Source organism: Romboutsia sp., assembly GCF_035470145.1.
Taxonomy (GTDB): Bacteria; Bacillota; Clostridia; order Peptostreptococcales; family Peptostreptococcaceae; genus Romboutsia_D.
Genome location: NZ_DATIRC010000008.1, coordinates 1 through 5,776, shown reverse-complemented (window position 1 = coordinate 5,776; position 5,776 = coordinate 1). Strand labels below are relative to the sequence as shown.

Sequence of the window (5,776 nt, the reverse complement as noted above, 5' to 3'; positions counted from 1 at the left end):
GGATGAAAATAATTTTAGATATTACTCGTTAAAGCAATTTGATACTTTAGATATATTACTTAGCTTAAGAGATATTGGATTATCCCTTGAGGATATTAAAGATTATTTAGACAATAGAACACCTAAAGATGCTATTGATATACTTGAAAAAGAAAATGATTTGGTTAAAAAACAAATTCAACATTTACAGAATATCAGCAAGAAAATGGAAAATAAGATAGATATAATAAAAAAAGGTATACAGTATAAAAATAACTTAGAACCGTATATAAAAGAATGTGAAGAAGAGTTTATTATTAAATCTGAGGAATTAGAAAGCGATGACTTTAAAGTTATAATGATGGGTATAATAAATTTTATAAGTTTTTGTAAGGATAAACAAATTTTTGATAATGGATATCCAATTAGCGCGATAGTAAACAAAGAAAGTATAAAAAGTAACAATTTTACAAACTTAAATACTTTATATATTAAAGTAGATTCTAAGATAAATGATAAATATTTGCATGTAAAACCAAAAGGAACTTATGCTTTTATAAATCATATTGGAAGCTATGAATCATCACATAAGTCTTATAGTAAATTGCTTAACTTTATACATGAAAATAACTATGAAATAATAGGGAATTCTTATGAAGATGGTTTTTTAGATGCTTTTACTTGTAAATTTGATGATGATTATATAACTCAAATATCTATTGCAGTAGAAAAATCATGTAAGCTTTTAATTTCAAAATGTAAGTAGTATTATAATAATAGGAAATTTAAAATATAAAATATTTAAATAGGTGATAAAATGGAAAATTATAATTATATAAAGTTACAAGAACTTCAAAAATGGAAATCTAAAATGAGAAAAAAACCATCTATACTTAACAAAGTTTCAAAGGGTACCCAAAATAAATTTAATTCTATGCTACCTGATAATTATCATAATATTATTACTTCAGCTATAAAAAATATGACGCAGGTTGTTTTATTTGGCTCTAAATATACTACTAAAAAACCTTTACTAAACCTTTCTTTAGAAGAAAGAGATACTTTAGCTTATCAAAAAATAAAATTCTACAAAAATACTGCTATGTTAGAAGGGGCTGGTACTGGTGCAGGGGGTATATTGATAGGACTTACTGATTTACCTCTTTTGCTTAGTATAAAAATAAAGCTTCTTTATGAGCTTGCTAGTATTTATGGGTTTGATGTTAGTGATTATAGAGAGAGGATATATATATTAAGTATTTTCCAACTTGCTTTTTCAAGCCAAGATCATGTTAATAAGATTTTTGATAAAATGGAAATTTGGAATGAGTATAAGGCTACTTTGTCTAGTGATATAAATGATTTCAATTGGAGAAGTTTCCAGCAGGAATATAGAGATTATATTGATTTAGCTAAGCTACTTCAGTTAGTTCCTGGAATAGGTGCTTTTGTTGGAGCTTATGTTAATAATAAATTAGTTTATAAACTTGGCGAATATGCTGTGTATTCTTATCATATGAGGATATTAAATGATGATATAAAAACATCCCTGTAATCTAACTGGTTACAAGGATGTTTTTATATTACCTTATATTTTGTCCATGACACCATCTTCCACAAAATTCGGCCTTTTTGCTGCACATTACGCTTTGAGATCCACAATCCGGACAAGATGATTTATCTTGTTCATAATTGATATGATACATTGTTCCACAATCCATGCATTTAAACTTACAATGATTTGTAGTGTAATGTCCTCCACTGATATTAATTGCCTTTCCTTCTGTTAAGGCCATAGCAACCTTTTTTCTTGCCCCATCAATTATGTTTTGAAAGGTTTGTCTTGATACCTTCATTCTCTTTGCACATTCTTCTTGATTTAGTTCTTCTATATCTTTAAGCCTCATTGCTTCAAGTTCTTCTACCTTTAAAACTATTTCTTCAAGTTCACATTTAGATTTTCCTATTGGTACAAAATAATTATTTTCTGGAAAGAACTCTACTCTTCTAAATTTAGTTGGTCTTGGCATTTTTATTCTCCCTACATTTATTACATAATCCAATTAACATTATATCTGCATCAAATACTGTTAAATCATTTTCTTTCTCTGTCTTACTATTCAATTTTAAATAATCTAAAATTAAAGACTTACTATCTATATCTATTATACTATTACATTTACTACATTTAAAGTGTATATGCAGGGGTTTTCCACTAAATATTTTCATTTCATAATAATTTATTCCATTTACATTGATTTCTTTTACAATATTTAATTCTTTAAAACTCTTTAAACTTCTGTAAACAGTGGCAAGACCAACAGAGTCCACTTTTACAATTTTATATATTTCTTCAGCACTTAAATGAATATGAGATTTAATCAATATTTTTAATATACTTTGCTTTTGCTTTGTAAATTTATGACCACTTTTCTCAATTATTTTCTTAAAATGCATCAAATCTTTATCCATTTAATTCTCCTTAATATTAATGACCACAGTTTCCTTCATGTTGATGTTCTCTACAAACACTTCCTGTTGATTTTAATTGCCCTTTTAAATATGCCTCTATTAAATCATCACATAAACCACTTGCTCCAACAACTACTTCTATTTCTCTTTCTTTAAATAATTGTTGTGCTGTTTCTCCCATTCCACCAGCAATAACAACATTTGCACCTAAATCCTTTAAAAATACTGGTAAAAATCCTGGTCTATGTCCTGGACTTTCTACAAAGGTTTTGTTTAATACTTTACCTTCTTCAACTTCATAAACAGTAAATCCTTCACAATGTCCAAAATGTCCACTTACTTGCTTTCCTTCACTTGAAACTACTATTTTCATTTTAAATTCCTCCTAAAATATTAATTATTTTATCCTTCTTTATAAATTTATATTACTTTGCTCATTTTAATCTAAAAAATAAAGTCTTTTACATTAGTCCATATATCTTCAATTGCTTTGTTTGCTATACTTTCTTTATAATGAGTTATTGGTTTTAATTCATTTATAGACTTCCTAACAGTATCATCATAAGGAATTTTTCCAACAAATTTTAGTCCTCGTTCATTTACAAATCTTTGTATTTCTAAACTCATTTCTTCATTTATATCATATTTATTTATACAAACCATTGTAAATATACCAAAGTACTGGCATAAAGAAACCACTCTCATTAAATCTTCAAGTCCTGATTTAGTTGGTTCTGTTACAATTAAAACTGCATCACTGCCAGTTATTGAAGATATTACTGGACATCCTATTCCAGGTGATCCATCTATTATGATTAATCTTTCATCTTTGTTAAACTTCTTACCATTCTTACGTAAGTGTGTTATAAGCTTTCCTGAACCATCACTTCCAATTTCCATTTGCGCTCTAGAAATAATTCCTTTATCTAGCTCTGTAATAAATGTATCTGCGATTTTTTCATCTTCTAAAATTATAGCGTTTTTAGGACAAACTAAAGTACAAGCGCCACAACCTTCACATAAGAAAGGATTTATCTTTAAATTTTCTATAGCATTAAATCTACAGACATCTTCACATTTACCACATTTTATGCAAAGTTCTTCATTCATTATAGCCTTTTTACTACCTATAAAACCTTTACTTTCAATATCTTTTCCATTATAAAAAAGATAAAAGTTAGGTGCATCTACATCACAATCAATTCTAACTACATCTTGAGCAAGTTCTGATAGTGCTGTTGCAATGGTAGTTTTTCCTGTTCCACCTTTACCACTTAAAACTACTAACTCCATTGTAGCACCTCCTTTGTCCTTGCACATAATTCATCAAATATATGCTTGTGATCTAAATTATTATATAAAATATCTCCCTTTGAATAACCTATGGCTATGTCTTTACTGTAAGGTATTGTACCTATTATATTGATATTTTTTTCTTTACAATATTTCTTTACAAGGTTATATTTGCCATCATCTTTATTAATGATTATCCCAAAAGGTATATTAAACATTTTAACTAGTTCTAAAGCCATTTTCATATCATGAAGTCCGAATTCCGTAGGTTCTGTAACAAGTATTGCTCCATTTGCATATTTCAAAGCATTTACTACATTACAAGATGTTCCTGGTGGACAATCAATTAAGTTATTATCTTTTGATAATTCTTGAAGCAACTCTTTTATTATAGGCACTGCCATAGGTTCACTTATATTTAAAACTCCTCTGCTACAATTTATATCTCCTAATAATCCTTTTTCAATCTTACCTGTTTCTCTTTTTCTATAATTTATTGCCTCAGATTTACAGATAATTTCACAAGCGCCACAGCTATGGCATAGTTTTTCAAAAAGTAATATATTATCTTTAACTTTAGCAAGAGCATTAAATTGACAAACCTGTGCACATTCTCCACAAGAAGTACATTTACTATCATCTATAAATGGATATTCCACTAAAACATCTTTTGTTTCTTTTATATCTGGTTTTAAAAATAAAAATCCATTTGGCTCTTCTACATCACAATCAATGTAATTTGCTTTTAGTGCTAATGCCAGATTTGTGGAAACTGTTGTTTTACCTGTTCCTCCTTTTCCACTTAATACTGCAATATTCAAATTTTATTCCTCCTTTGGCTTAATGCCCCATTCCATTATGTGCTGGGCCTGCAAGAGTTATCTCTTCTAGTTCATTGTTTTTGAATTTTTCTAACACCGATTGTATAGAAATATTTTCACATCTATATGACTTGATTTCTGCTTTTTCAATAATTTTAAAAGCGTTAGGTCCAAGATTTCCTGTAATTACTACATCTACATTTTCATCAATTAATTGTTGTGCTGCTGCTATACCTGCTCCACCGCTACATGTTAACCCTTTATTCTCAATAACTATAACCTCTTTGCTTTCACTATCATGAATTTGAAAATATTCACATCTTCCAAATCTTGAATCTAATAAACTATCTATATTTTTTCCTGCTGTTGAAATTGCAACCTTCATTTATTTTTCCTCCTTTAATGCATTTAACATATTTGTAACTATTGGACTAAATAATGTGTCTAAGCTTTCCTTTTCATTTTCATAACCATAATTTGATAAATTACAAATAGTACTTGTCATTGGTAATTCACCCAGAAGGTTTAAATTACTTGACTTTAAGAACTCTTCTACATTGTCTCCATTAAATAACCTTATCTTCTTATCGCAATCTGGACAAAGTATGTAACTCATATTTTCAATAATACCTAAAGTTTTAATGCCCATTTTTTTGGTCATATTTATAGCTTTAGAAACAATCATCGAAACTAAATCTTGAGGTACAGATACCATCACAATTCCACTAATAGGAATAGACTGCATTACAGTTAATGCCACATCCCCTGTTCCTGGAGGCATATCAATTATTAAATAGTCTAACTCTTCCCAAAGTACATCAGTCCAAAATTGCTTAACTGCATTTGAAATCATTGCACCTCTCCATATTACAGGTTCATTTTCATCTTTAATTAAGAAATTTAATGACATAACTTTTATTTTATCTTCTGTTTCTACAGGAAATATAAATTGCTCAGTAGAATCTGCTTTTTTGTCTTTTAGTCCAAGTAATCTTGGCACACTAGGCCCTGTTATATCAGCATCTAATATTCCTACCTTGTAACCAGATTGACTCAATTGTTTAGCAATCATCACTGATATAGTAGATTTTCCTACTCCACCTTTACCACTCATAACCCCTATGACATTTTTAATATTATTCATTGGGTTATTTTCTATCATACATTGTTGCTTATCTTTAGTGCATCCATCACTTGATGGACATGAGTTA

General features: G+C 28.6%; 9 protein-coding genes. 2 read left to right on the top strand and 7 right to left on the bottom strand.

Going from position 1 to position 5,776, the window contains the following annotated elements; translation table 11 throughout:
- Both VLM92_RS00230 and VLM92_RS00225 read left to right on the top strand, forming a co-directional pair.
- Positions 1-745 (top strand): MerR family DNA-binding protein (locus tag VLM92_RS00230; RefSeq protein WP_325274345.1); only part of this gene is annotated, 745 nt, incomplete at its 5' end.
- A gap of 51 nt (positions 746-796) precedes the next feature.
- Positions 797-1,534 (top strand): EcsC family protein, encoded by a 738-nt coding sequence (locus VLM92_RS00225; RefSeq protein ID WP_325274344.1) that lies wholly within the window; start codon positions 797-799, stop codon positions 1,532-1,534.
- A 28-nt stretch (positions 1,535-1,562) separates the two neighbouring features.
- Here the strand turns inward: VLM92_RS00225 and VLM92_RS00220 are convergent, their stop codons facing one another.
- The 7 genes from VLM92_RS00220 to VLM92_RS00190 form a co-directional block, all read right to left on the bottom strand.
- Positions 1,563-2,009 (bottom strand): DUF134 domain-containing protein, encoded by a 447-nt coding sequence (locus VLM92_RS00220; RefSeq protein ID WP_325274343.1) that lies wholly within the window; start codon positions 2,007-2,009, stop codon positions 1,563-1,565.
- Entirely contained in the window at positions 1,993-2,451 is a 459-nt protein-coding gene (locus VLM92_RS00215; protein ID WP_331681641.1) for a transcriptional repressor, read from the bottom strand. The genes VLM92_RS00220 and VLM92_RS00215 overlap by 17 nt, the downstream gene beginning before the upstream one ends.
- Positions 2,452-2,467: 16 nt before the next feature.
- Positions 2,468-2,824, bottom strand: coding sequence for a NifB/NifX family molybdenum-iron cluster-binding protein (locus tag VLM92_RS00210; RefSeq protein WP_325274342.1), 357 nt, complete (start codon positions 2,822-2,824; stop codon positions 2,468-2,470).
- A 71-nt stretch (positions 2,825-2,895) separates the two neighbouring features.
- Positions 2,896-3,744 (bottom strand): ATP-binding protein, encoded by an 849-nt coding sequence (locus tag VLM92_RS00205; protein WP_325274341.1) that lies wholly within the window; start codon positions 3,742-3,744, stop codon positions 2,896-2,898.
- Positions 3,735-4,565 (bottom strand): ATP-binding protein, encoded by an 831-nt coding sequence (locus tag VLM92_RS00200; RefSeq protein WP_325274340.1) that lies wholly within the window; start codon positions 4,563-4,565, stop codon positions 3,735-3,737. Before VLM92_RS00200 ends, VLM92_RS00205 begins: the two co-directional genes overlap by 10 nt.
- A gap of 19 nt (positions 4,566-4,584) precedes the next feature.
- A complete protein-coding gene (locus VLM92_RS00195) occupies positions 4,585-4,950 on the bottom strand; it encodes a NifB/NifX family molybdenum-iron cluster-binding protein (RefSeq protein ID WP_325274339.1) in 366 nt (121 codons plus the stop codon).
- On the bottom strand, positions 4,951-5,776 hold an 826-nt coding region (locus tag VLM92_RS00190), incomplete at its 5' end, for an Mrp/NBP35 family ATP-binding protein (protein ID WP_325274338.1). It lies immediately after the preceding gene.

Excerpts from the sequence above, each read along its gene's own strand:
- VLM92_RS00225 (WP_325274344.1), top strand. The coding sequence starts at position 797 with ATGGAAAATTATAATTATATAAAGTTACAAGAACTTCAAAAATGGAAA.
- VLM92_RS00220 (WP_325274343.1), bottom strand. The coding sequence starts at position 2,009 with ATGCCAAGACCAACTAAATTTAGAAGAGTAGAGTTCTTTCCAGAAAAT.
- VLM92_RS00215 (WP_331681641.1), bottom strand. The coding sequence starts at position 2,451 with ATGGATAAAGATTTGATGCATTTTAAGAAAATAATTGAGAAAAGTGGT.
- VLM92_RS00210 (WP_325274342.1), bottom strand. The coding sequence starts at position 2,824 with ATGAAAATAGTAGTTTCAAGTGAAGGAAAGCAAGTAAGTGGACATTTT.
- VLM92_RS00205 (WP_325274341.1), bottom strand. The coding sequence starts at position 3,744 with ATGGAGTTAGTAGTTTTAAGTGGTAAAGGTGGAACAGGAAAAACTACC.
- VLM92_RS00195 (WP_325274339.1), bottom strand. The coding sequence starts at position 4,950 with ATGAAGGTTGCAATTTCAACAGCAGGAAAAAATATAGATAGTTTATTA.